The following is a 23,434-nucleotide window of genomic DNA, read 5'->3' as shown; positions in this document are numbered from 1 at the left end:
CTGTTGCGACAGTGGCGGACCCGCTCCGCCGCTGTCAGCGATCAGGGCAGCTCTGGCTGGACTCGATCGCGTCCGGCCTGCTTGGCGGCATAGACCCCGGAGTCGGCCCGCAACAACAAACCGTCCGCACCCTCGCCTTCGCGCCAGCTGGCAATGCCGAAACTGGCGGTGACACTGCCCACCGGCTCGATCGGCGAACTGCGCAGTCCCTGCCACAGTTCCTGAGCCAGGATCAGCGCCTGCTGGGCGTTGGTGCCCGGACACAGCACCATGAACTCCTCACCGCCGAGACGGCAGAACACATCGGTACGCCGCAGACGCCCACCAATGCGGACACAGAGCCCCCGCAATACCTGATCCCCGACGCCGTGTCCGTACTGGTCGTTGATCCGCTTGAAATGATCGATATCCAGCATGATCACCGCCATCTCGCCTCCAACACGCTCAAGACGCTGCATTTCGCTCTGCAACTGCTCCTGGAAATAGCGCCGGTTGTGAATGCCGGTCAGGGAGTCAGTCACTGACAACGCACGCAACTCTTCCTCGACCCGCTTGAGGTCGGAAATGTCCGAGATATAGCCGTGCCAGAGCACGCCGCCGCCCTGCAGGCTTTCCGGGGTCGCCGCGCCACGCATCCAGCGCAGCCCCCGTTGCGGCAGGCAGACCCGATACTCCTCGCGCCACGGACTGAGCTGCTTGGCGGAAACCTGGATCGACTTGCGCACCCGCTGCACATCCTCAGGATGGATACGCTCGAACACTGCCTCGGCATCCTCCTGCAACACCTGCGGCTCGATCTCGTAGATTTCGCGTATGCCATCGCTGGCATAGGTGAAGCTCGCGTGTCCCTCGGCATCCAGCTTGAACTGGTAGATCCCTCCGGGAACATGGGCACTGAGCCTTTTCAACAGGCGGTCCCGGGCCGCCAGGGCCTCGTGCACCCGCTTGCGCTCGGTGATGTCGATGCAGATGGCCAGGTGGCCGATCCACAGCCCCTGATCATCCAGCACCGGGGTCGCCAGCATGTTCACTTGCAGGTGGCTGCCGTCACGCCTGACCAGCGTCCACTCTCGCGCCTCGTGGCCACCGGCCAGGCCTTCTTCCACCAGCATGGCCCGGGACACTGGAATGGCCTTGCCATAGCGCTGGGTAAGGCTCTGAGCCCAGCTTTCCAGCTCCCGGGGCAGGTGCAGGCTTTCCAGGGTCAGGTGGCCTACCGCTTCACTGCTGCTGTAGCCGAGCATCTGCTCGGCCCCGGCATTGAAGGTACTGATGACACCACGCAGGTCCGTGGCGATGATCGCCACCTGGGTCGCGGCATTGAGCACGCAGCGCAACTGACTGTGAGTGCCGCGCAATTCCTGCTCGCGACTGCGCAGCTCCCCCGTGCGTTGCTCCACCAGGGCCAAGGCCCGTTGCCGCTGACTCACCAGCACATAGAGCAAGGCGCTGAGCAGCAGACTGAGCAAGCCACCGAGAATCACCAGGCTGCTCAGGGAAGATTGGTTGGCATGCAGGAACGCCGCGCTGGGGCGGATATCAACCTGATAATCCCGGTCCGCCAGGCGCAACAGACGGCTGGCCATCAGGTGACTGGCGATCGGCGGGTTGTTCGATTCATAGAGCACCTCGTGCTGGCCCTCGGTGGACAGATCGAGAATGCGCACCGACAAATTGTCGCTGGCCGGCACTGGCAAGCCGTCCGCCACCAGTTGCCGCAGGCTGATCACCGCCAGCACATAACCGTAAGGCCTGGCCTCGGGCAAGGGGCTGTCCTGGGGGCGCCTGACCGGCGCCGCCAGCAGCACGCCCCGGGCATAGGCCGGGTCCACGGCAACCAGGTGCAAAGGCGGCGAAACCGCCAGGCCGTTGAGCTCCCTGGCCCGCTCCAGAGTAGCCCGGCGCTGAGGCTGGGCCAGCAAGTCGTGCCCCAGGGGCGACCCCAGGGGGCTTTGCGTCTGGCTGTACAGAATCGGCGCAAAGTCTTCTTGCTCACCGGCGGGCTCCATCTGGCCGCTGGCGTTCAATTGCAGGATGGTGAACCCCGCCACCCCCTGATCCCGCACCGCCTGTTCGAACGCCGGCCGCTGGGCACGACTCACCAGAGGCGCCCAGGCATAGGCCTGAGTGTGGCGCAGCAGAGGCTTGGCGTAACCATCGAAGTCCTGGCGGGTCACCAGGTCGGAATTGACAAAGAAACGCCGCAGACCGTCCAGGCGTTGCTCCTGGTCTTGAAAGCGCTCTTCGATACGGCTGTAGCGTTCACTGGCGAGCAATTGGAAGCGCTGGCGCAGTTGCTGTTTGTTCGAGTTGTAAGTGGACCAGGCCAGCAGCCCGGTGAGAATGCCGCCCGCAAGCAACACCAGCACAGCCACTAGCCAGGCAGAGACTTCTTCACTAATGAAACCCAGGATCTTCGGGCGTACCACATGCAACGGCATAAGTAGAACTCATCACGCCAGCGAGTTTGGGTGTCATCCGGACTTGGTGTGAGTTATAGCTATTAGCCACTAATTTGACCAGCGCTAAACAGCCCCCAAAGCCCGAAAAAACGGGCGTTGGGGACTTATCCGGCCATCAGCGGGCGCTGATTTTCCAAGCACGGTGAATTTTGCTGTTACGGGCAAAATCCGGGTCGATGGTTTTCGCCGTGATCTCCTCGACCTGATAGCGCGCGGCGAGGTTCTCGTCCAACTGGAACTTGCGGAAGTTGTTGGAGAAGTAGAGCACGCCACCCGGCGCCAGACGGGCCATGGCCAGGTCCAGCAACTGCACCTGGTCACGCTGCACGTCGAACACCCCTTCCATGCGCTTGGAGTTGGAGAAGGTCGGCGGGTCGATGAAGATCAGGTCGAACTCGTCACGGCAACTGTCCAGCCAAGCCATCACATCACCCTGCTCCAGACGGTTCTTGTCGGAGAAACCGTTGAGGGAGAAGTTGCGTCGCGCCCAGTCCAGGTAGGTTTTCGACAAGTCGACGCTGGTCGTGCTGCGGGCTCCACCCTTGGCCGCGTGCACACTGGCGGTGGCGGTGTAGCAGAACAGGTTGAGGAAACGCTTGCCAGCCGCCTCTTTCTGGATACGCATGCGCATCGGCCGATGGTCGAGGAACAGCCCGGTGTCCAGGTAGTCGGTCAGGTTCACCAGCAGCTTGACCCCGCCTTCGCGAACTTCGGTGAACTGGCCCTGGGCGCTCTGGCGCTCGTATTGCTTGGTGCCGCTCTGGCGCTCGCGACGCTTGATCACCACCCGGCTCTTATCCACGTTCAGTGCCTGGGGAATCGCTGCCAGGGCATCGAACAGACGCGCCTGGGCCTTCTCCGGGTCCACCGACTTGGGCGCCGCGTATTCCTGGACGTGCACCCAATCTTGGTACAGGTCGATGGCCAGGGAGTATTCCGGCATGTCCGCGTCATAGACCCGATAGCACTCGACACCTTCGCGCTTGGCCCATTTGCCCAGCAGCTTGAGGTTCTTTTGCAGGCGGTTGGCAAACATCTGCCCGCCCTCGCTCAGACGGGCCTGCTCGACCACCGGCGCCGGCGCAGGAGCCGGCTTGATCGGGTTGCCATTCTTGTTGTACTGGCGCACCGGCGGCTCGTCTGCAGCGGCCTGGGCCTGCTCGCGTTCCACCTGGCGCTGCTCGGCGGTGCGTCGCTCACCGGTGACGAACTGGTCCGGCAGCACCTTGATCAGCAGCAGCTTGCACGGCAAGGCGCCGTTCCAGAACGAGTACTGCTTGTGGCTGCGAATGCCCATGCGCTTGCCCAGGTCCGGGGCACCGGTGAACACCGCCGCTTCCCAGTTCAGGCAGGCCTGACGCAGGCGCTCGCCGAGGTTCTGGTAGAGGTACAGCAGGCTGGCTTCGTCACCCAGACGCTCGCCGTAGGGCGGGTTGCAGATCACCAGGCCCTTCTGGTTCTGGTCCGGACGCGGTTCAAAAGTCCCCACTTCGCCCTGGTAGATCTTGATCCAGTCGCTCAAGCCCGCGCGCTCGACGTTGTTGCGACCCGGCTGGATCAATCGTGGATCGGCCTCGTAGCCGCGAATCCACAGCGGTGGCTTGGCCAGTCCGGCCTGGGCCCGAGCCTGTGCTTCATCATGCAGTTTGCGCCACAGCGCCGGCACATGGCCGAGCCAGGCGGTAAAGCCCCACTGCTCACGCTTGAGGTTGGGAGCGATGTCCGCGGCAATCATCGCCGCTTCCACCAGGAAGGTGCCGACACCGCACATCGGGTCGGCCAGGGCTCCGCCGTCTGCGGCGATGCGCGGCCAGCCGGAACGGATCAGGATCGCGGCCGCCAGGTTTTCCTTGAGCGGCGCGGCGCCTTGCTGCAGGCGATAGCCGCGCTGGTGCAGGCTGTGGCCGGACAGGTCCAGGGACAGGATGGCTTCGCCGCGATCCAGGCGCAGGTGGATGCGCAGGTCCGGATTGAGCTTGTCCACCGAAGGACGCTCGCCGGTGGGTGTACGCAGTTTGTCGACAATGGCGTCCTTGACCTTCAGGGCACCAAAGTGGGTGTTGTCGATGCCCGAACCGTGACCGCTGAACTCCACCGCCAGGGTGCCATCGGCCAGCATGTGGTCCTGCCAGTCGACGTCGAGCACGCCGTGGTAAAGGTCCTCGGCGTCCTTCATTGGAAAGCGCTTGAGGACCAGCAGCACCCGGTTGGCCAGGCGCGACCACAGACACAGCCGATAGGCCGTCTCCATGTCGGCCATGCCGCGCACGGCAGAGGTGTGCTCACGCGCTTGCTCAAGGCCAAGCCCGACGGCTTCCTCGATCAGCAGGCCTTCAAGGCCTTTGGGGCAGGTGAGGAAGAGTTCGTAACGATCCGACATGGGAGTACCAGGGCCTTTAGCAATAAGTGAACGGACAACGCATCGCCCGTTCGGTTTTCAATCAAGCGCTTTTCTTCAAGAGCGCTCGTGTGGCACGAAACTGTGCCGTCCCACCCCGGCAGACAGGCTTTCTTGCAGGGCAAAAAAGCTTAGAGGCCGGGACAGATAAAAAAGTCAGGGCAACAAAATGACATAAGTCGACCCTTCGTCGAATAGTAGTTGAGTGCAACCGTTCGACATTCTCACTAAAGCATTAACCTCATCATCTAGTGAGAGGCTGATCACAGCGGGCTTTGCCTGGCAAACAAGCTAAAAAACCCGTCCCGGCTTATGGCCTGGACAGCATTATCGTTACGTCCTTATGACAAAACGATCATTCACTTGCTGTGACCTATTGGTTAGAACTCAACACAGGTTGACGCCGCAATGGCGTCAACATCAAGGCTCGCCACGCCGGCAGCGAGCACCAACGGCAGAGACAATCTGCCCGACCTCAGAAGAAGGTCGACGGGACATAAGACAGTCAACAAGTGAGGGAAACACCCTATGAGAAGACTAAAGCGTGATCCGTTGGAAAGAGCATTTTTACGCGGATATCAGTATGGCGTTAATGGCAAGTCCCGTGAGCTTTGCCCATTTACTCTACCGTCGGTACGCCAAGCCTGGATTAACGGCTGGCGAGAAGGACGCGGCGACAACTGGGACGGTATGACTGGCACTGCGGGCATCCACAGACTCAACGAACTTCGCGCTGTCGGCTGATCAGGGCACATTCCGACACCTACAACTTGAATAGATGACGACTTAACCACGCACGCCCCATCCGGGCGGCGGGCTTCGGCCCAGGGGCTCCTTCGAGGAGCCCTTTTTTATGGCCGCGCTGGCGCCCGTTCTTATCGGCCCATGGCCGCGATGGCATCCACCGACTCGCGAATCAACGCCGGCCCCTTATAGATGAAGCCCGAATACAGCTGCACCAGGCTGGCGCCCGCGGCGATCTTCTCAGCCGCGTGCTTGCCTTCCGTGATGCCGCCCACGGCAATGATCGGCAAGCGACCGGCCAGTTCAGCGGCCAGGACCTTGACAGTGTGGGTGCTCTTGTCGCGCACCGGCGCGCCGGACAAGCCGCCTGCCTCATCGCCGTGCTCCATACCTTCGACGCCTTCGCGACTCAAGGTGGTGTTGGTGGCGATCACCGCGTCCATGCCGGTTTCCAGCAAGGCCCGAGCCACTTCAACGGTTTCCTCATCGCTCATGTCCGGCGCGATCTTGATCGCCAGGGGCACGCGTTTGCCATGAATGCTCGCCAGCTCCTGCTGACGCTGGCTCAGAGCCGACAGCAGCTGCTTGAGGGACTCGCCAAACTGCAGGCTGCGCAAGCCCGGGGTATTGGGCGAGCTGACATTGACCGTGACATAACTGGCATGGGCATAGACCTTGTCCAGGCAGATCAGGTAGTCGTCCACCGCCCGCTCCACCGGGGTGTCGAAGTTCTTGCCGATATTGATCCCCAGCACGCCCTTGTATTGGGAGGCGGCCACACGCGCCAGCAGATTATCGACCCCCAGGTTGTTGAAGCCCATGCGGTTGATGATGGCTTCGGCCTGAGGCAGGCGGAAGATCCGCGGCTTGGGGTTGCCCGGCTGCGGACGCGGAGTGACGGTGCCGATCTCGACAAAGCCGAAGCCCAGTTGAGCGAAGCCATCGATGGCGGCGCCGTTCTTGTCCAGACCGGCAGCCAGGCCCACCGGGTTCGGAAACTCCAGGCCCATGACCTGCACCGGCAACTGCGCCGGCGCCTTGCACAACAGACCGTTAAGGCCCAAACGCCCGCCCGCACCGATCAGGTCCAGGGACAGATCGTGGGAGGTTTCCGGGGAGAGTTTGAACAACAGCTGGCGGGCCAGGGTATACATGGGCGGGATGAACTCGGTTGGCGGCGAAATAAGGCGCCGATTATAGCCGCGCCCAGGGCTTGCAGGCGAGGCGCAGAATGAAATCCCCGACAATGGCATATGCCTTGCACCCACTTGCTCATCAGACCTGGGCCAATGGCGGCCCAGGTTCAAGGACAACGGCGTCGTCACCCACACAGGCTTTGCCTGGCCAGTGGGTACGACGCTTTTTTATGCAAGGTGCCAAGCCATGACTGAACACCCCAACTGCGCACTGGCCTGGGTCAACGGCAGCGATGCCCCAGAAAAGTCCGCCATCAACCTGGGCTTCATGGCCCTGACCGATTGCGCCTCGGTGGTGGTCGCCGCCACCCAGGGCTTTGCCCAGCCCTACGGCCTGACCCTGAACCTCAAGCGCCAGAGTTCCTGGGCCGGGCTGCGGGACAAGCTGGTGAGTGGCGAACTGGACGCTGCCCACAGCCTGTACGGCCTGATCTACGCCGTGCACCTGGGCATCGGCGGGACCCATCCCTGCGACATGGCGGTGCTCATGGGCCTGAACCAGAATGGCCAAAGCATCAACCTGTCCCGGGAACTGCAAGCCCTCAAAGTGACCAGCCCTGAAGCATTGGACCACCATGTGCACCAAAGCCGGGCACGACTGACCTTCGCCCAGACCTTCCCCACCGGGACTCACGCCATGTGGTTGTACTACTGGCTGGCCAGCCAGGGCATCCACCCGCTGCGAGACGTCGACAGCGTGGTGGTGCCGCCGCCGCAGATGGTGGCTCACCTGCAGGCCGGGCGCATCGACGGGTTCTGCGTCGGCGAACCCTGGAGCGCCAGTGCAGTGCAGCAGGATCAGGGCTTCACCCTGGCCACCAGCCAGGCAATCTGGCCGGACCACCCGGAAAAAGTCCTCGGCTGCACCCGCGCCTTCGTCGAGCAATACCCCAACACCGCCCGGGTCCTGGTCATGGCGATCCTCGAGGCCAGCCGCTTTATCGAACAAAGTCCGGAAAACCGCCGCAGCACCGCCCAGTTGCTGAGCGCCGCCGATTACCTGAATGCACCGCTGGACTGCATCGAGCCGCGGCTGCTGGGGGCTTACGCCGACGGCCTGGGCAATCGCTGGCAGGACCCCCACGCGCTGCGCTTTCACCACCATGGCGCCGTCAACCTGCCCTACCTATCCGACGGCATGTGGTTCATGACCCAGTTCCGGCGCTGGGGCCTGCTGCGGGAAGACCCGGACTACCTGGGCGTCGCTCGCCACGTGCAGCAGCTTGAACTCTATCGCGAAGCCGCCAGCGCGCTGGGCATCACCACCTCGGGCCCGGACATGCGCAGCAGCCAGTTGATCGATGGCAAGGTGTGGGACGGCTCTGAGCCTGCCGCCTATGCCCGCAGCTTCCGCCTGCATGCCCTCAACGACAGCCCTGCCCTTGCCGCCCAGCGCTGACCGGAGTCCGCGAACATGCTGCGTATCCTGCTGATCAACGACACCGCAAAAAAAGTCGGAAGGCTCAAGGCCGCCCTCAGCGAAGCCGGCTTCGAGGTGATTGACGAATCCGGCCTGACCATCGACCTGCCGGGCCGCGTCGAAACGGTGCGCCCGGACGTGATCCTGATCGATACCGAGTCACCCAGCCGTGATGTGATGGAGCAAGTGGTGCTGGTCAGCCGCGATCAACCCCGGCCCATCGTGATGTTCACCGATGAACACGATCCGGGGGTGATGCGCCAGGCGATCAAGTCCGGGGTCAGCGCCTACATCGTCGAGGGCATCCAGGTCCAGCGCCTGCAACCGATCCTCGACGTGGCCATGGCGCGCTTTGAAAGCGACCAGGCCCTGCGCGCGCAACTCCAGGCCCGGGACCAGCAACTGGCCGAGCGCAAGCGCATCGAGCTGGCCAAGGGCCTGTTGATGAAGATGAAGGACTGCGACGAAGAACAGGCCTACACCCTGATGCGCCGTCAGGCCATGGGCAAGCAGCAGAAGCTGATCCAGGTCGCGGAACAGATCATCGCCATGCAGGAACTGCTGGGCTGACCTGCGCACCGTAGGAGCCGGCTTGCCGGCGAATAGGCCTCTGAACCTTGTGCCAGTCTTGAGGGCGCCTTCGCTGGCAAGCCAGCTCCTACAGCGAGCCTGCCCATGCCAGCCAACATGGCCGCCGGTTGGCTCGGCTCTTGCTATCAAATCCACAACGGTAACCAACGGCGGTTGCCCCACCTACGACAAAGACGTCGCGCACCCTGCTCGCCACAACGAGCCGGGTGCCGACGTTTTTTCGTTTTGGCCCCACTGACCGGGGTCGGTGGCGCGGCCGTAGCGGCGCTCCACCTGCAAGCTCATGACGACTCCAACGACTCTTATCAGCTGAGGTGCGCGATGAATTCAAGCTTCTGGAAATCCGGCCACACCCCGACCCTGTTCGCAGCCTTTCTGTATTTCGACCTGAGCTTCATGGTCTGGTACCTGCTGGGCCCCCTGGCGGTGCAGATTGCTGCCGACCTGCACCTGAGCCCCCAGCAACGCGGGCTGATGGTGGCCACACCGATCCTCGCCGGCGCAGTGCTGCGCTTCATCATGGGCCTGCTGGCCGATCGCCTGTCGCCCAAGACCGCCGGCCTGATCGGCCAGGTGATTGTCATCGGCGCGCTGTTCGGCGCCTGGAAGCTGGGCATACACAGCTATGAGCAAGCCTTGCTACTGGGGGTATTCCTCGGCATGGCCGGCGCCTCCTTCGCTGTGGCCCTGCCCCTGGCCTCCCAATGGTATCCGCCGCAACACCAGGGCAAGGCCATGGGCATCGCCGGTGCCGGCAACTCCGGCACGGTGTTCGCCGCGCTGCTCGCTCCGGTGCTGGCAGCGGCTTTCGGCTGGAGCAATGTCTTCGGCTTCGCCCTGATCCCGCTGCTCCTGACACTGGTGCTGTTCGCCTGGCTGGCGAAGAACGCCCCCGAGCGGCCACGGGCCAAATCCATGGGCGACTACTTCAAGGCCCTGGGGGACCGCGACAGCTGGTGGTTCATGTTCTTCTACAGCGTGACCTTTGGCGGATTCATCGGCCTGGCCAGCGCCCTGCCCGGCTATTTCAACGACCAGTACGGCCTGAGCCCGGTGACTGCTGGCTACTACACCGCCGCCTGTGTCTTCGGCGGCAGCCTGATGCGCCCTCTGGGCGGCGCCCTGGCGGACCGTTTCGGCGGTATCCGCACTTTGCTGGCGATGTACAGCGTGGCGGTGGTCTGCATCGCCGCCGTGGGATTCAACCTGCCCAGTTCCTACGCTGCTCTGGCCCTGTTCGTCTGCACCATGCTGGGCCTCGGCGCCGGCAATGGCGCGGTGTTCCAGCTGGTACCGCAACGCTTTCGTCGGGAAATCGGGGTCATGACCGGGCTGATCGGCATGGCCGGCGGCATCGGCGGTTTCGCCCTGGCGGCAGGCATGGGCGCAATCAAGCAGAGCACCGGCAGCTATCAACTGGCACTGTGGCTGTTCGCCAGTCTCGGGGTCCTGGCCTGGTTCGGCCTGCACGGGGTCAAGCGCCGCTGGAGAACCACCTGGGGCTCCGCCGCCGTGACTGCGGCACGGGTCTGAGCGCGCCATGGGCCTGCAACTGAGCCATGCCGAGGCCAGCGCCACCGGACCGCGGGCGGAAAATCAGGACGCCTTGCGCCGGGTCACCCCGGCGCCGGATCTGGCGGCGAGCAAGGGCCTGCTGTTCGCCATCGCCGATGGCGTCAGTCAGTGTGCCGACGGCGGCCTGGCAGCGCGTTCGAGCCTGCAGGCCCTGGCCCTGGATTACTACGCCACCCCGGAAACCTGGGCCGTGGCCCAGGCCCTGGAACGCCTGCTGAGCGCCCAGAACCGCTGGCTCCAGGCCAACGGCGGCGGCCAGCCCCTGCTCACCACCCTCAGCGCCCTGGTACTGCGGGGCCGGCGCTTTACCCTGGCCCATGTCGGCGACTGCCGGGTCTACCGTTGGCACCAACAGCAGTTGCAACGCATCAGCGAGGACCATGTCTGGGACCAGCCGGGCATGCAGCATGTGCTCAAGCGCGCCCTGGGCCTGGACCAGCATCTGGTACTGGACTTCCTCGATGGCGAACTGCGCCAGGGCGAAAGCTTCCTGATGCTCAGCGACGGGGTCTGGGCCACCCTGGGCGACAGCGCCATCGCCGCCATTCTGCGGGACCAGCCCGACCTGGACAGCGCAACACAGACCCTGGTCAACGCAGCGCACCTGGCCGGTAGTCAGGACAATGCCAGCGCGCTGCTGGTGCGGGTCGACGCGCTTGGCGAAAGCAGCCTCGGCGATGCCCTGCTGCACTTGCAACAATGGCCCCTGCCGCCGTTGCTGAAACCCGGGCAACGCTTCGAAGGCTGGCAGGTGGAGAGCCTGGTCAGCCAGAGCCAGCAATCGCTGCTATACCGCGTGCGTGATGAACAGCACCAGGCCTGGCTGCTGAAAACCCTGCCGGCAGCCCTGCACAACGACCTGGCGGCCTGCCAGGGGCTGCTGTCCGAGGAATGGCTGCTGCGCCGCGTTGCCGGGCGGTATTTCCCCCAGGTGCACGGTGGCACTGCGCGCCAGCACCTGTATTACCTGATGCGCGAATACCCCGGTCGCACCCTGCAACAGCTGTTTCGCTACAACGGCCCCCTGCCCCTGGACCAGTGGCAGTCCCTGGCCGAGCGCCTGCTGCGAGCCATTGGCCTGCTGCACCGCCGGCAGATCCTGCACCGCGACATCAAGCCGGACAACCTGCTGCTGGGAGACGATGGCGAACTGCGGATTCTGGATTTCGGCCTGGCCTACTGCCCGGGCTTGTCGGCGGACCTGGCGCACCTGCTGCCCGGCACCCCGAGCTATATCGCCCCGGAAGCCTTCGCCGGCGAACCTCCCAGCCCGCAACAGGATCTCTATGCGGTGGGTGTCAGCCTGTATTACCTGCTGACCGGGCACTACCCCCATGGCGAGATCGAAGCCTTCCAGCGCCCGCGCTTCACCGCTGCTGTTCCCCCCAGCCGCTACCGCCCGGATCTGCCGCAATGGCTGGAGCAAAGCCTGGAACGCGGGGTCTGTGCCGACCCGGCCCAGCGCTATGAAACCGCCGAAGAATGGCTGTTGGTGCTGGAACAGGGTGAACGCCGCAGCCTGAGCCTGCGGCCGCGCCCCTTGCTGGAACGAGAGCCGCTGAAGGTCTGGCGCGGCCTTGCCCTGCTCGCCCTGCTAGTCAACCTGATATTGCTGCTGGCACTGCTGCATCGCTGAAGCCAACAGGTGGCGGGCACAGCCGTTCAATCTCCCGATAACCTCCAGCCTCCTCAGCCCCACCTGCGCCTCCTGCGGAGCCGTTCGCAGCCTGCGGCAGCGGCTACAACCCCCTTCGGCATTGGCAACAGGTGTAGCCGCTGTCGAGCCATAGCGAGGCTGCGAAACGCTCCGCAGGACCTTGCTTGGCGATCCCCCAGGCCATTCATCGCCCCCAGCAGCCGCCGCAAAGAGCCGAAAGAGGGCGTGACGCCTCGATTCGGTGCAACAGCCGAACTCGGCCAGGGCAGAATCTTCATCGGAGCCCCATAAAACCGCGCCCTCGGCAACTTGGCACAAGCGCTGCATGAGAGCGGACAACAGACATAAAGCCCGGCCTTCAACGACGAAGGCAGGCTTCCCGAGAGAACGGGATCGGACAAAGGCGTCCTCGTCAGGCCACTGACGGGACGCCTTTTTTGTTTGCGCGCAGTTTTTCGAGCCAGGCCGCACTGAACCTGCCTGAGCTCCGGAGAAGCCCATGAAAAGACTCAAACTGGTAATGATCGGCAACGGCATGGCCGGGGTCCGCACCCTGGAAGAGTTGCTCAAACTGAGCGACGAGCTGTACGACATCACCGTGTTCGGTGCCGAACCCCACACCAACTACAACCGCATCCTGCTCTCGCCGGTGCTGGCCGGTGAACAGACGTTCGAGGACATCGCCCTCAACGACCTGGACTGGTACCTGAACCACAACATCAAGCTGCTGCTCAATCGCAAAGTGGTGGAAATCGACCGGATCAAGCGCCGGGTGATCGCCGAGGACGGCAGCGAAGCCGAGTACGACCGCCTGCTGATCGCCACCGGCTCCACACCCTTTATCCTGCCGATTCCCGGCAAGGACCTGCAGGGGGTGATCGGCTATCGCGACATTGCCGACACCCAGGCGATGATCGACACGGCCAAGACTCACACGCATGCGGTGGTGATCGGCGGCGGCCTGCTGGGCCTGGAAGCTGCCAACGGCCTCAAGCTGCGGGGCATGGACGTGACCGTGGTGCATATCGGCGAATGGCTGCTGGAACGGCAACTGGACCAGACCAGCGGCCAGTTGCTGCAAGGCGCCCTGGAAAGCCGTGGCCTGAAGTTTCGCCTGTGCGAACAGACCCAGGCCCTGATCGATGCCGGCAATGGCCGGGTCGGCTCGGTGCAGTTCAAGAATGGCGAGATCATCCCCGCCGACCTGGTGGTGATGGCCGCCGGCATCCGCCCCAACACCGAGCTGGCGGAACGGGCCGGCCTGCACTGCAACCGTGGGATTCTGGTCAACGACACCCTGCAAACCTTCGACCCGCGTATCTACGCCATCGGTGAGTGCGCCAGTCACCGCGGTATCGCCTACGGCCTGGTGGCGCCGCTGTTCGAACAGGCCAAGGTCTGCGCCAACCACTTGGCCCAACTGGGCTTTGCCCGCTACCAAGGCTCAGTGACCTCGACCAAATTGAAGGTCACGGGCATCGATCTGTTTTCCGCCGGGGATTTCATGGGCGGCGACGGCACCGAGACCATCACCCTCTCCGACCCCATTGGCGGGGTGTACAAGAAGCTGGTGATCAAGGACGACATACTGGTGGGCGCCTGCCTGTACGGCGATACGGCGGACGGCGGCTGGTACTTCCGGCAGATCCGCGAACAGCACGGCATTGGCGAAATCCGCGATCACTTGATGTTCGGCGAGCAGGCCCTCGGGGATGTCGGCCACCAGGGCCAGGACAAGGCCATGAGCATGGCCGACAGCGCCGAAGTCTGCGGCTGCAACGGCGTGTGCAAGGGCACCATCGTCAAGGCCATCCAGGAACAGGGGCTGTTCAGCGTCGACGAGGTCAAGAAGCACACCAAGGCCGCCAGTTCCTGCGGCTCCTGTGCCGGACTGGTGGAGCAGATCCTGATCAACACCGTGGGCGGCGCGGCGGACGTCAAACCAAAAAGCGAAAAAGCCATCTGCGCCTGCAGCGACCTGAACCACGGGCAGATCCGCCAGGCCATTCGCGACCAGCATCTGCTGACCGTCGCCGGCACCATGAGCTACCTCAACTGGCGTACCCCCAACGGTTGCGCCACTTGCCGCCCGGCGCTGAACTACTACCTGATCTCCACCTGGCCGGGAGAAGCCAAGGACGATCCGCAATCGCGGCTGATCAACGAGCGGGCCCACGCCAATATCCAGAAGGATGGGACCTACTCGGTGGTGCCGCGGATGTGGGGGGGCGTGACCAATCCGTCCGAGCTGCGACGCATCGCCGATGTCGCCGACAAGTACCAGGTGCCCATGGTCAAGGTCACCGGCGGCCAGCGCATCGACCTGCTGGGCATCCGCAAGGAAGACTTGCCCGGAGTCTGGAAAGACCTGGACATGCCGTCCGGCCACGCCTATGGCAAATCCATCCGCACCGTGAAGACCTGTGTCGGCAGCGAGTTCTGCCGCTTCGGCACGCAGAACTCCACCCAGCTGGGAATCGAGCTGGAACACGACCTGTTCAACATGTGGTCGCCGCACAAGGTCAAGCTGGCGGTCTCCGGCTGCCCGCGCAACTGCTCGGAAGCCGGGATCAAGGACGTAGGCATCATCGGCGTCGATTCGGGCTGGGAGATGTACATCGGCGGCAACGGCGGGATCAAGACCGAGGTGGCAGAGTTTTTCGTCAAGCTCAAGACTGCCGAAGAAGTCCGCGAATACAACGGCGCCTTCCTCCAGCTGTACCGCGAAGAGGCCTTCTACCTCGAACGCACGGTGCACTACCTGCAACGGGTCGGCCTGGAGCACGTGAAAAAGGCCGTGCTGGAAGACCCGCAACGGCGCAAGGCGCTGAACGAGCGCCTGCAGTTCTCCCTCTCCTTCGAGCAAGACCCGTGGCAGCAGCGCCTGGCCGAGCCGCAGCTGAAAAAAGAGTACGAGTCGATCCCCGTGAAACAACTGGAGGTGCCGGCATGAACTGGCTGGATATCTGCGCCCTGGAAGAGATCAATGCCCTGGGCTCGCGCATCATCAAGGGCCCCAAGGGCGATATCGCGATTTTTCGTACCAGCGACGATCAGGTCTTCGCCCTCGACGATCGTTGTCCGCACAAGGGCGGCCCCCTGTCCCAGGGATTGATCTACGGCAAGCGCGTGGCCTGCCCACTGCACAACTGGCAGATCGACCTGGAATCCGGCGAAGCCCAGGCCCCGGACACCGGCTGCGCCCATCACCATCCGGCGCGGGTGGCAAGTGGCCGGGTGCAGTTGGCCCTGCGGGATGCCGGCTGATGAAGCTGCAGAGCACGGCCTCGACCTGTTGCTACTGCGGGGTCGGCTGCGGTGTGCTGATCGAGCATGACGGCCGGCAGATCCTCGGGGTCAGCGGCGATCCGGCGCACCCGGCCAACTTCGGCAAGCTGTGCAGCAAGGGCGCCAGCCTGCATTTGACCGGCGACCGCAACGCCCGTGCCCTGTACCCGGAACTGCGCCTGGGCAAGGACCTGGCTCGCAGCCGCTGCGACTGGGACAGCGCCCTGGAGCATGCCGCCGGGGTGTTCGCCCAGACCATCGCCGAGCATGGCCCGGACAGCGTGGCGTTCTATGTCTCCGGGCAACTGCTGACCGAGGACTACTACGCCTTCAACAAGCTGGCCCGGGCCCTGGTGGGCACCAACAATATCGACAGCAATTCCCGGCTGTGCATGTCCTCGGCGGTGGTGGGCTACAAGCGCAGCCTGGGGGCCGATGCGCCGCCTTGCAGTTATGAGGACCTGGAGCACAGCGATTGCGTGGTGATCGTCGGCAGTAACATGGCCTACGCCCATCCCGTGCTGTTTCGGCGCCTGGAACACGCGAAAAGCCAGCGTCCGGACATGAAAGTCATCGTCATCGACCCGCGTCGTACCGACACCTGCGATCTGGCCGACCTGCATCTGGCGATCCTCCCCGGCACCGATGTCGCACTGTTCCACGGGATTCTCCACCTGTTGCTGTGGGAGGACTGGGTCGATCGTGACTTCATCCGCGAACACACCGAGGGCCTGGCCGAGCTGAAGGTGCTGGTCCGCGACTACACCCCGGCGATGGTGGCGCAACTCTGTGGTATCAGCCTTGAGCAACTGCAGCTGTGCGCCCAATGGATAGGAACGGCGCCCTGTTTCCTGTCGTTGTGGTGCATGGGCTTGAATCAGTCCAGCGCCGGCAGCGCAAAAAACAGTGCGCTGATCAATCTGCACCTGGCCACCGGGCAAATCGGCCGAAAGGGTGCGGGGCCCTTCTCCCTCACCGGTCAGCCCAATGCCATGGGCGGGCGCGAAACCGGCAGTCTGAGCAACCTGCTCCCCGGGCACCGGGAAGCTGCCGATCCCCAACATCGCGCTGAGGTCGCCGCTTATTGGGGAGTGGAACAGGTGCCAGCCAGCCCCGGACTGACCGCTATCGAGTTGTTTGAACAGCTGCAAAGCGGTCGCATCAAGGCCTTGTGGATCGCCTGTACCAACCCGGCGCAGTCGCTGCCGGACCAGAACGCGGTGCGTGCGGCCCTGCAGCACTGCCCGTTCGTGGTCCTGCAAGAAGCCTTCGCCACCACGGAAACCGCGGCCTTTGCCGACCTGCTGCTACCTGCCGCCAGTTGGGGCGAGAAGGAAGGCACAGTGACCAACTCGGAACGGCGGGTTTCTCATGTGCGTCAGGCGGTAATCGCACCCGGTGAGGCACGGCCTGATTGGGCCATTACCGTGGATTTCGCCCAACGTCTGGAGCGACGCCTGCGGCCCGGGCTGCCGAGCCTGTTCGACTTCGACTCCCCAGCCCAGCTGTTCGATGAGTACAAAGGCCTGACCCAGGACCGCGATCTGGACCTGTCCGGCCTCAGTCACCAGTTGATCGACCGTCTCGGCCCCCAGCAGTGGCCCTTCCCCAGCGGCGCGACACAGGGCACGCCGCGCTTGTATGGGGATGGGCGTTTTCCCACCGCCAGTGGCCGTGCGCACTTTGTCTGCGACCCTTACCTGCCCGCCAAGGAACAGCGCGATGCCCGCTTTCCCCTGACCCTGATCACCGGTCGGCTGCGGGACCAATGGCACGGCATGAGCCGCACCGGCACCGCGGCGCAGCTGTTCGGCCATGTCAGCGAAGCACTGCTGAGCCTGCATCCGGACGAACTGCGGCGCCAGCGGCTACGGGAGGGAGATCTGGTCAACCTGAAAAGCCGCCGTGGCAGTGTGATCGTCGCCGTCAGCAGCGATGACAGCGTGCGTCCCGGCCAGGCCTTTGTGCCGATGCACTGGGGGGATCGCTTCCTCAAGGGCGGGATCAATGTCGTTACTCAGCCGGCCTTTGACCCTCTGTCCAAACAGCCGGAACTCAAACACAGCGGCGTGCGCCTGGAGCCGGTGCAACTGCCTTGGCAATTGTTTGCCCTGATCGAAGGCGACGTGCAGGCGCACTTCAGGGCTCTGCGCCCCCTGTGCGAAGCCTTTGCCTATGTCAGCCTGAGCCTGACCGGTCGCGAACGTCCGGCCCTGGTGATTCGGGCCGCTCACCAGGAAGCACCGCCGCCAGCATTGCTCAAGCTCATCGATCAGCACTTGGGGCTCGAAACTGGGCCGGTGCTGGCCTATGACGATCCGCGTCGGGCCATCGGCAAGCGGGTGCGCATCGAACAAGGGCGGATCACCGCGATTCGCCTGGCCGGCGAAACCCTGGCCCAGCACTGGCTGCAGGAACTGTGGCTCGAGGGGCGCGCCGATGAGCAACTACGACGCTGGTTGCTGGCACCGATGAGCAGTCCGCCGGGGGCCAGCGGCCTGGGCGGGGAACGGGAGCGGACCCTGTGTAACTGCAAGAACGTCAGCTACCGGGCGGTCTGTGCCGGTATCGCTGAAGGCCTGAATCTCGACCAACTGAAACAACAACTGGGTTGCGGTAGCCAATGTGGCTCCTGCGTGCCGGAGATCAAGCGCCTGCTGGCGGCTCCGGTGCAACCTGTCGCCGCCATCCCTGTGTGAGGAAAACGTATGAGCGCAAAAGTCTGGCTGGTAGGTGCAGGGCCTGGAGACCCCGAGCTGTTGACCCTCAGGGCCGTACGCGCCCTTGGCGAAGCCGATGTGGTGTTGATCGATGATCTGGTGAACAGCGCGGTGCTGGACCATTGCCCCACAGCGCGGGTCATCCCGGTGGGCAAGCGCGGTGGCTGTCGCTCCACGCCCCAGGCCTTCATTCATCGCCTGATGCTGCGCTATGCCCGGCAAGGGCGCTGCGTGGTGCGCCTCAAGGGTGGCGATCCATGCATTTTCGGGCGAGGTGGCGAGGAAGCTCAGTGGCTGAAGGAGCGTGGGATCGAGGTGGAGTTGGTCAATGGCATCACCGCGGGGCTGGCGGGTGCAACCCGTTGTGATATTCCCCTGACCCTGCGAGGCGTGGCTCGGGGCGTGACCCTGGTGACCGCCCACACTCAAGATGACAGCAGCCTGAACTGGCAGGCTCTGGCTCAAAGCGGTACGACCCTGGTGATCTACATGGGGGTGGCGAAGCTGGCGGAGATTGCCGGGCACTTGCGTGACGGCGGTCTGGCAGCCGATACGCCGGTGGCGATGATTGAAAATGCCTCGCTGCCTGAACAGCGGGAATGCCGCAGCGATCTGGCGGGGATGGAGCGCGATGCCCTGCGCTTCGAGTTGAAGAGCCCGGCGATCCTGGTGATCGGTGCAGTGGCGGCCACTGAGTCCGCTGTCCAAGCCTCTGCGTGCCAAGCCTGAGCGCGCCTCTGGGCCAGGTAAATCGCAGACAAAGAAAAACCCGGCCTAGGCCGGGTTTTTCCAAGCTACAAGGCTAATTACTTAGCTTGAGCTTCAACCGATGCTTCTACGCGACGGTTAACTGCGCGACCAGCTTCAGTTGCGTTGTCGGCAACTGGGCGGGACTCACCGTAACCAACGGATTGAACGCGGTTAGCGCCAACGCCGTACTGGTTGACCAGAACTTGTTTAACGGCGTTTGCACGACGCTCAGACAGCTTCTGGTTGTAAGCGTCAGGACCGACGGAGTCAGTGTGACCTTCAACAACGGTGGTGGTCTGTGGGTACTGATTCATGAAATCAGCCAGGTTCTTGATGTCAGCGTAGCTGTTAGGCTTAACGACCGACTTGTCGAAGTCGAACTTAACGTCCAGCTCAACACGAACAACTTCAGCAACTGGAGCTTCTGGAGCTGGCTCAGGAGCTGGAGCTGGAGCAACTGGAGCTGGAGCGACTTTGCCGCCGCTGCCACCGAAGTTCACACCCAGGCCGATAGTAGGAGCGTAGTCCCACTTGCCGTTGTCCAGCTTGTAGTCAGCTTCAACGCCGGCACGGGCGAACAGGTTGTCGGTGAAGTAGTACTTAACACCAGCGCCTGCAGTCAGGAAAGTCGACTGGTCGCGGCCGCTGTGACCGTCAGCGATCACGTTGGTCATGCTCTTGTGAGCAACACCGCCGGAAACGTATGGACGCAGAGCGTCACCCACGGTACCAAAGTGGTACTGAGCGTTCAGGCCGAAGTTGTCGCCTTTGATTTTCTGGTTACCAGTACCGTCGTTAGAACGGGTGTGGTTGGTCTTGTCGTAGGTGGCGTTCAACGACAGATCGTCGGTCAGGAAGTAACCGATCGATGCGCCTGGGTTGAAGCCGTCTTCAACGTGATTAACGCTGTCGTTGTACTGTTTTTTGTAAAACAGTTCACCCTCGACCGCGCCTTGGCCTTGCGCCAGAACGCCGAACGAAGTCACGGCAACAATAGAACCAATGGCAATGCCCAAGGTGTTTTTCAGTTTCATCCGTTAAATCCCCATCTGGTGATTGTAAAGCAGTCCCACATACCGGGGGACAACTCGGCGGTAAGTCTATCAGAACTCACCTAGACGTAAGAGATATTTGCGCCGAACTAAGTTTCAGCAATGCCTGCAAATTTCTCACGCAATTTATCAAGAGCACGTTTGTAACGCATTTTTGTAGCACTCAAACCCATGTGCATGATGTCCGCGATCTCCTGAAACTCCAGTTCTGCGACAAATCGTAGCACCAGAATCTCTCGATCAATCGGGTTCACATGCACTAGCCATCGGTCAAGTCCGCCCTTCTCCTCAGGTTTCGGCGCCTTCTCTTCAGAGGCCTCCTCGAGGGGGTCAAGACTTAAAGCGTCCATCAACCGACGCTTGCGCCGCTCCTTGCGATACTGCGTGATGCATTCGTTGTACGTGATGCTATATAGCCATGTCTTGAACTTCGATTTGCCCTCAAAGTTCTTAAGGCCATACAGCACCTTCAACATCACCTCCTGACAGACATCATCCGCATCACGATCGTTCCCTAGATAACGCGCACAAACATTAAATAGGGTCCGCTGATAGCGTCGCATCAACTCTTCATAGGCGCGTGTTACGTGAAACAGCTCCGTATGTGAGCGCGCAACCAACTCCTCATCAGAGAGCTCACGGGGGTCATAGCGCGTGGATAGCGATTGGGTTTTATTCAAAACGAGTCGTGCCGACAGTCAGGTCAATGTCCGCCGCAGCCCGATGAGGGCATTTTGCGGCGGCATACATTAGCAGGGTTTGCCGGGTTAGCGGCTACTTACATGCTGCTCCAGCAAGATCCGATTGGACAGAGAGACTAGCTCACCCTCCTCGGTCAGCAATGTAGTTTTAACCGTGCCGATCTCTTCGATCTGGCCTTCGACCTCACCAACACGTACTTGTTGCCCAACCTGGTACAACTCACGCACATAGATTCCCGCAAGAATCTGTCCGGCAATTTCCCGGCTTCCCAAACCCATCGCCAGCGCAACGGCCAGACCAACGGTAATCAATACGATCACGATCACATGGTTGAGCAGGTCGGTTTTGACCTCCAACTGACTGATCGCAACGGAAATACTGATGATGATCACCAGCCCCTGGGCAATCCGTCCCAGGCCACTGGCGTAATCGAGGCCTACACCTTCCGCCGCTCCGCGCACCAGACCGTTGGCCAATTGCGCCAGCAGAACCCCCACCAACAGCACCAGCGCAGCACCGAAAACCTTCGGCAAATACAGCGCAAGCATGTCGAGCGTAGCCGAAACTCGCTCAAGGCCAAGGGATTCAGCAGCAGAAACCAGAAAAATAAGCAGAACGAACCAGTAGACGATCTTGCCGATCAAGGTCGAGATCGGTACTTGCAAGCCCGCGCGGGACAGCAATTTGGTCAAGCCGGTACCGCCCATCAGGCGATCCAGGCCCAGCTTGGCCAGCAATTTCGACAACAGGGTATCCAGCAGCTTGGCCACCACGAAGCCCAGCAACAGCACCACCAGCGCGCCGAACAGGTTCGGAATGAAGTTCGCTACCTTGGTCCACAAGGCAGTCATCGCCGTGACGAGGCTCTGCGTCCAGAGATCAAGTTCCATATTCAATCAGCCTTATCAGCAGTGCGAGCAGAAGATTTACGACGGGAAACCGGCGCGATATGGGCCGATCCGTTATTCAAGGCGATCATCAGCGCCGGCAGCCAGCGGCCCAGCAGGCTGAACAGATCCCCCGCCCCAACCTGGCGGTTGGCGGTTTTCAGTACGCGGCCCAGGCAGGCATCGTCATCGCGGCTCGATGGCGAAGCTTTGAGCATGTCACGCAAAGACTGTTCAAACGGATCGTGCATACGCACCTCGGGTGATGTCTGGAAAAGACGCGATCAGATTTATTCGGGTCACATGACGCATCATCACACCCAGCGCAAACGGCGAAACAACCACCATTGTCCCAGGGCCACAGACACCAGCAGCAGGCAGGCAATGATGAATCCGTAAGGGCTGGCGGAGAACGGAATGCCGCCGACGTTGATCCCCAGAAGACCGGTGAGAAAACTCATGGGCAGGAAGATCCCGGTGATGATCCCGAAGCGATACATGGTTCGATTCATGCGTACGCTCAAGCGCCGGTCTTCGGCCTCCAGCACAAGCCCCACGCGCTCTCGAGTCAACTCCAGCTCTTCCAGGTAACGGGTAAGGCTGTTGTGCAGTTCATTCCAATAATCACCATCATCGACGGCGAACCAGGGCAGTTTTATCCGACTCAGTTGGGAGAAAATATCCCGCTGCGGCGCCAGGAAACGCTTCAGTCCGGCAGCCCGGCGACGGATCTGCAAAATACTCCCATGCTCCGGGGTATACCGTTCGTCGGCATCTAGCTTTTCTTCCTCAGCATCGACCACTTCAGAGAGATCGCTGACCAGATCCTGCACTTTATGGGTCAGGTATTCGGCCATATAGAGGAGGAGCTCGGCGGCGGTTTTCGGCCCCTTGCCCTCGGCCAGTTGCACCAACAGCTCATCGGTGGCCCGCAAAGGCCGCAAGCGCAGAGAAATCACCCGCTGCGCGGACGCAAAGATGCGCACCGAGACCATGTCTTCAGGCTCGGCTCCCGGATTGAGATTGATGCCCCGCAGAAACAGCAGCAGTTCCGACTCCGGCAAGGCCAGCAAGCGCGGCCGGGTATTTTCCTCCAGCAGCAGATCACAGCTGAATTCGCTCAAGCCGCTGGAGCGGCGCAACCAGGTCTGGGTTTGTGGATGACTGCGATCCCAATGCAGCCACAGGCTTTCATGGGCCTGTAGCTGCAGATCGTCAAGCTCAGTCCGGGCTATCGAACGCGCACCACCTTCACCATCCAGCACCAGGGCATGCACCAGCCCCCATTGCGCGTTTTCTTCCTCGAACATCCTCATCCCTTGTCAGGCCAACTACTTATTCAGGCATTTTCAGCGGGCTCGGCGACACGATCACGCCGTTGTTATCGGCGTAGACATACTGGCCCGGACGGAAAGTCACACCGGCAAAGGTCACTGCCACATTGAGATCACCAATGCCACGCTTGTCGGTCTTCATCGGGTGGCTGGCCAGGGCCTGGACACCGAGGTCAGTCTGCGCGATGACATCCACATCGCGGATGCAACCGTAGATCACCAGACCTTCCCAGCCATTTTTCGCCGCCTTCTCGGCCAGCAGGTCGCCCAGCAGCGCGCGACGCAGGGAACCACCGCCATCAACCACCAGTACCTTGCCGTGCCCCTTGAGTTCGACTTGCTCCTTGACCAGCGAATTGTCTTCGAAGCACTTGATGGTGACGATTTCCCCACCAAAGGAATCGCGACCACCAAAGTTGCTGAACATGGGCTCAACCACCTGTACCAGGTCCGGGTAGGCGTCGCACAGGTCGGGAGTGAGGTAATGGTTCATCGAGAAACTCCTGTAGCAGAAAGAACACGATCGAAGGTATCGGCAAATTCCAGGGCTGCCTTGGAAATACGAGCTCAAGCGGCAGATGTTTAACCCACAGTGCCTGAGAAGCTGGTCGGCCTGTCGCGTATTTTGCAGCCGTCTCACTGGAACGGAAAGTCGACT

General features: G+C 62.3%; 18 protein-coding genes. 9 read left to right on the top strand and 9 right to left on the bottom strand.

Features of this window, described 5'->3' with window-relative positions; translation table 11 throughout:
* Nucleotides 1-41: 41 nt before the first annotated feature.
* Nucleotides 42-2,441 carry a diguanylate cyclase gene (locus Q8O96_RS01540; protein ID WP_102863836.1) on the bottom strand — a complete coding sequence of 800 codons (2,400 nt, stop codon included), beginning with the start codon at nucleotides 2,439-2,441 and terminating at the stop codon, nucleotides 42-44.
* 136 nt (nucleotides 2,442-2,577) lie between these two features.
* On the bottom strand, nucleotides 2,578-4,842 hold the full coding sequence (rlmKL, locus tag Q8O96_RS01535; RefSeq protein WP_102863837.1) for a bifunctional 23S rRNA (guanine(2069)-N(7))-methyltransferase RlmK/23S rRNA (guanine(2445)-N(2))-methyltransferase RlmL: 2,265 nt from the start codon (nucleotides 4,840-4,842) through the stop codon (nucleotides 2,578-2,580).
* Nucleotides 4,843-5,388: 546 nt separating this feature from the next.
* Here rlmKL and rmf point away from each other — a divergent pair.
* Nucleotides 5,389-5,604: a ribosome modulation factor gene (gene rmf, locus Q8O96_RS01530; protein WP_016965693.1), complete on the top strand. Its 216-nt coding sequence runs from the start codon at nucleotides 5,389-5,391 to the stop codon at nucleotides 5,602-5,604.
* A gap of 131 nt (nucleotides 5,605-5,735) precedes the next feature.
* Here the strand turns inward: rmf and Q8O96_RS01525 are convergent, their stop codons facing one another.
* Entirely contained in the window at nucleotides 5,736-6,758 is a 1,023-nt protein-coding gene (locus tag Q8O96_RS01525) for a quinone-dependent dihydroorotate dehydrogenase (protein ID WP_102863838.1), read from the bottom strand.
* Nucleotides 6,759-6,987: 229 nt separating this feature from the next.
* On the opposite strand from Q8O96_RS01525, the gene Q8O96_RS01520 reads away from it, so the two are divergent.
* The 8 genes from Q8O96_RS01520 to cobA all read left to right on the top strand — a co-directional run bounded on the left by Q8O96_RS01520 (nucleotide 6,988) and on the right by cobA (nucleotide 18,780).
* Nucleotides 6,988-8,199, top strand: coding sequence for a CmpA/NrtA family ABC transporter substrate-binding protein (locus Q8O96_RS01520; protein WP_305948244.1), 1,212 nt, complete (start codon nucleotides 6,988-6,990; stop codon nucleotides 8,197-8,199).
* Nucleotides 8,200-8,214: 15 nt separating this feature from the next.
* The gene (locus Q8O96_RS01515) at nucleotides 8,215-8,790 is read left to right on the top strand and encodes an ANTAR domain-containing response regulator (RefSeq protein WP_102863840.1); all 576 of its coding nucleotides are present in this window, start codon (nucleotides 8,215-8,217) and stop codon (nucleotides 8,788-8,790) included.
* A gap of 342 nt (nucleotides 8,791-9,132) precedes the next feature.
* Entirely contained in the window at nucleotides 9,133-10,344 is a 1,212-nt protein-coding gene (locus tag Q8O96_RS01510; protein WP_102878976.1) for a NarK/NasA family nitrate transporter, read from the top strand.
* A gap of 7 nt (nucleotides 10,345-10,351) precedes the next feature.
* Entirely contained in the window at nucleotides 10,352-12,022 is a 1,671-nt protein-coding gene (locus Q8O96_RS01505; RefSeq protein WP_305948243.1) for a bifunctional protein-serine/threonine kinase/phosphatase, read from the top strand.
* Nucleotides 12,023-12,542: 520 nt separating this feature from the next.
* Nucleotides 12,543-14,996 (top strand): nitrite reductase large subunit NirB, encoded by a 2,454-nt coding sequence (gene nirB / locus Q8O96_RS01500; protein ID WP_305948242.1) that lies wholly within the window; start codon nucleotides 12,543-12,545, stop codon nucleotides 14,994-14,996.
* Nucleotides 14,993-15,310, top strand: coding sequence for a nitrite reductase small subunit NirD (gene nirD, locus Q8O96_RS01495; protein WP_102863844.1), 318 nt, complete (start codon nucleotides 14,993-14,995; stop codon nucleotides 15,308-15,310). The genes nirB and nirD overlap by 4 nt, the downstream gene beginning before the upstream one ends.
* Nucleotides 15,310-18,030 carry a nitrate reductase gene (locus Q8O96_RS01490; protein ID WP_305948241.1) on the top strand — a complete coding sequence of 907 codons (2,721 nt, stop codon included), beginning with the start codon at nucleotides 15,310-15,312 and terminating at the stop codon, nucleotides 18,028-18,030. Before nirD ends, Q8O96_RS01490 begins: the two co-directional genes overlap by 1 nt.
* 9 nt (nucleotides 18,031-18,039) lie before the next feature.
* Nucleotides 18,040-18,780 (top strand): uroporphyrinogen-III C-methyltransferase, encoded by a 741-nt coding sequence (gene cobA / locus Q8O96_RS01485; protein WP_115581934.1) that lies wholly within the window; start codon nucleotides 18,040-18,042, stop codon nucleotides 18,778-18,780.
* A gap of 77 nt (nucleotides 18,781-18,857) precedes the next feature.
* On the opposite strand, the gene Q8O96_RS01480 is transcribed toward cobA, so the two are convergent.
* From Q8O96_RS01480 to rraA, 6 genes are all read right to left on the bottom strand, one after another.
* The gene (locus Q8O96_RS01480; protein WP_025128772.1) at nucleotides 18,858-19,835 is read right to left on the bottom strand and encodes an OmpA family protein; all 978 of its coding nucleotides are present in this window, start codon (nucleotides 19,833-19,835) and stop codon (nucleotides 18,858-18,860) included.
* Between the two features lie 107 nt (nucleotides 19,836-19,942).
* Complete coding sequence (gene sigX / locus Q8O96_RS01475) at nucleotides 19,943-20,533, bottom strand: RNA polymerase sigma factor SigX (protein WP_011060195.1); 591 nt, start codon at nucleotides 20,531-20,533, stop codon at nucleotides 19,943-19,945.
* An 87-nt stretch (nucleotides 20,534-20,620) separates the two neighbouring features.
* On the bottom strand, nucleotides 20,621-21,445 hold the full coding sequence (locus Q8O96_RS01470; protein WP_016964357.1) for a mechanosensitive ion channel domain-containing protein: 825 nt from the start codon (nucleotides 21,443-21,445) through the stop codon (nucleotides 20,621-20,623).
* Nucleotides 21,446-21,447: 2 nt separating this feature from the next.
* On the bottom strand, nucleotides 21,448-21,693 hold the full coding sequence (locus Q8O96_RS01465; RefSeq protein ID WP_011060193.1) for a hypothetical protein: 246 nt from the start codon (nucleotides 21,691-21,693) through the stop codon (nucleotides 21,448-21,450).
* 63 nt (nucleotides 21,694-21,756) lie between these two features.
* Nucleotides 21,757-22,752 (bottom strand): zinc transporter ZntB, encoded by a 996-nt coding sequence (locus Q8O96_RS01460; protein ID WP_102863847.1) that lies wholly within the window; start codon nucleotides 22,750-22,752, stop codon nucleotides 21,757-21,759.
* A gap of 25 nt (nucleotides 22,753-22,777) precedes the next feature.
* Nucleotides 22,778-23,269: a ribonuclease E activity regulator RraA gene (rraA, locus tag Q8O96_RS01455; protein ID WP_102863848.1), complete on the bottom strand. Its 492-nt coding sequence runs from the start codon at nucleotides 23,267-23,269 to the stop codon at nucleotides 22,778-22,780.
* Nucleotides 23,270-23,434 lie beyond the last annotated feature (165 nt).

The sequence above is a fragment of the Pseudomonas sp. LPH60 genome, assembly GCF_030718165.1.
Taxonomy (GTDB): domain Bacteria; phylum Pseudomonadota; class Gammaproteobacteria; order Pseudomonadales; family Pseudomonadaceae; genus Aquipseudomonas; species Aquipseudomonas danubii.
Note: the sequence above shows the minus strand (reverse complement) of the source record. Positions and strands in the feature narration are given on the sequence as shown.

What these genes read in the sequence shown, in the direction of transcription:
- Q8O96_RS01540 (WP_102863836.1), bottom strand. Translation starts at nt 2,441, where the DNA reads ATGCCGTTGCATGTGGTACGCCCGAAGATCCTGGGTTTCATTAGTGAA.
- rlmKL (WP_102863837.1), bottom strand. Translation starts at nt 4,842, where the DNA reads ATGTCGGATCGTTACGAACTCTTCCTCACCTGCCCCAAAGGCCTTGAA.
- rmf (WP_016965693.1), top strand. Translation starts at nt 5,389, where the DNA reads ATGAGAAGACTAAAGCGTGATCCGTTGGAAAGAGCATTTTTACGCGGA.
- Q8O96_RS01525 (WP_102863838.1), bottom strand. Translation starts at nt 6,758, where the DNA reads ATGTATACCCTGGCCCGCCAGCTGTTGTTCAAACTCTCCCCGGAAACC.
- Q8O96_RS01520 (WP_305948244.1), top strand. Translation starts at nt 6,988, where the DNA reads ATGACTGAACACCCCAACTGCGCACTGGCCTGGGTCAACGGCAGCGAT.
- Q8O96_RS01515 (WP_102863840.1), top strand. Translation starts at nt 8,215, where the DNA reads ATGCTGCGTATCCTGCTGATCAACGACACCGCAAAAAAAGTCGGAAGG.
- Q8O96_RS01510 (WP_102878976.1), top strand. Translation starts at nt 9,133, where the DNA reads ATGAATTCAAGCTTCTGGAAATCCGGCCACACCCCGACCCTGTTCGCA.
- Q8O96_RS01505 (WP_305948243.1), top strand. Translation starts at nt 10,352, where the DNA reads ATGGGCCTGCAACTGAGCCATGCCGAGGCCAGCGCCACCGGACCGCGG.
- nirB (WP_305948242.1), top strand. Translation starts at nt 12,543, where the DNA reads ATGAAAAGACTCAAACTGGTAATGATCGGCAACGGCATGGCCGGGGTC.
- nirD (WP_102863844.1), top strand. Translation starts at nt 14,993, where the DNA reads ATGAACTGGCTGGATATCTGCGCCCTGGAAGAGATCAATGCCCTGGGC.
- Q8O96_RS01490 (WP_305948241.1), top strand. Translation starts at nt 15,310, where the DNA reads ATGAAGCTGCAGAGCACGGCCTCGACCTGTTGCTACTGCGGGGTCGGC.
- cobA (WP_115581934.1), top strand. Translation starts at nt 18,040, where the DNA reads ATGAGCGCAAAAGTCTGGCTGGTAGGTGCAGGGCCTGGAGACCCCGAG.
- Q8O96_RS01480 (WP_025128772.1), bottom strand. Translation starts at nt 19,835, where the DNA reads ATGAAACTGAAAAACACCTTGGGCATTGCCATTGGTTCTATTGTTGCC.
- Q8O96_RS01470 (WP_016964357.1), bottom strand. Translation starts at nt 21,445, where the DNA reads ATGGAACTTGATCTCTGGACGCAGAGCCTCGTCACGGCGATGACTGCC.
- Q8O96_RS01465 (WP_011060193.1), bottom strand. Translation starts at nt 21,693, where the DNA reads ATGCACGATCCGTTTGAACAGTCTTTGCGTGACATGCTCAAAGCTTCG.
- Q8O96_RS01460 (WP_102863847.1), bottom strand. Translation starts at nt 22,752, where the DNA reads ATGTTCGAGGAAGAAAACGCGCAATGGGGGCTGGTGCATGCCCTGGTG.
- rraA (WP_102863848.1), bottom strand. Translation starts at nt 23,269, where the DNA reads ATGAACCATTACCTCACTCCCGACCTGTGCGACGCCTACCCGGACCTG.